Source organism: Vibrio hibernica, from assembly GCF_015223435.1.
GTDB classification, from domain to species: Bacteria; Pseudomonadota; Gammaproteobacteria; order Enterobacterales; family Vibrionaceae; genus Vibrio; species Vibrio hibernica.
Map to the genome: position 1 here is coordinate 1 of NZ_VHKO01000135.1, position 1,023 is coordinate 1,023.

Here is a 1,023-nt window from a genome sequence, read left to right on the forward strand (position 1 = left end):
CTGGATTAATTAAGTTAGTTAGCATTTAGCTATAGTTGTCATGATAACCATCAATTGCAGGGCAATACTGTATATCATCTCCGAGGTCTAACGCTAAATTTATTTCATCATCGATGCGGTTATTTACATATTTTCCATCGATGAAAAAGAATTTACGGTAGCAAGAGCCAAATTTAGATCCTATGCGTTCTTTTGCAATTTTATTAGCGTCTTCAATGGTCCAAGGGTTGTTTTTGTTTCGCAAGAACTCAACACAGATGTATCCCCACTCGTGTAATCTTGAACCGTAACCTATATCCAAGTTACGGTGCTTAACTTCAGCGAAACTTAGTATCCTTGCACCTATATCAGTTGCAAAACCTTTATCGAGATACTCGGTCTTAAAGTTACGTCTAATAAGTTTGGGAGTCGTGCCTTCATACTCTAACTCATTGACCATTAGATCATCGTCAAATATAACCAATAGAGAGCTGTACTGATTCGGATTAAGCTGCATACCTCTATTGCCTTGAGCCATCGCGAATTCTTTATTAACGCCATCCATACCTTTATTTGCATTCACTATGTTAGCTTTGTGGTTGTTAGCTTTTTTAGAATGCTGTAATAGTGCATAGTAATTTGGAAAACAAGCTTCTTTTGCCGCTAATTCAAGTGCTTGGGTATGCTTAATATCTAAATCAACTTGAATTTTTTTAGCTCGTTTTTTGATATTTGAAATGAAAGATTGAGTAATATTCATATTCTTAGATCCCTAGACGAAAAGCTAAGTAAATCCACTCCTAATTTTCTTCTTCCCGCCGAAACAAATAAGAACAAAATATACAATTTAGGATTATGGTTCTCGAAAGAGTTTGCCTTATTGGAGTGAGCAGGCTTCCATCTAGCCTCAAGTCAATAACTTATCTCATACTAACTCATTAGTCAATCTGACAAAGCCTATACCTTGAGGCACCACATGGATGATAAAATCTATGGCAAACTTTCATAACGAGACTGAGCGAATCGTCGTTGCTAACAAATTTT

1 protein-coding gene is annotated in these 1,023 nt (G+C 36.2%); it reads right to left on the reverse strand.

Translation table 11 applies throughout. The features are described from left to right. Positions 1-25 precede the first annotated feature (25 nt). Positions 26-739 carry a hypothetical protein gene (locus tag FH976_RS15820; protein WP_089138385.1) on the reverse strand — a complete coding sequence of 238 codons (714 nt, stop codon included), beginning with the start codon at positions 737-739 and terminating at the stop codon, positions 26-28. Between the last annotated feature and the right edge of the window lie 284 nt (positions 740-1,023).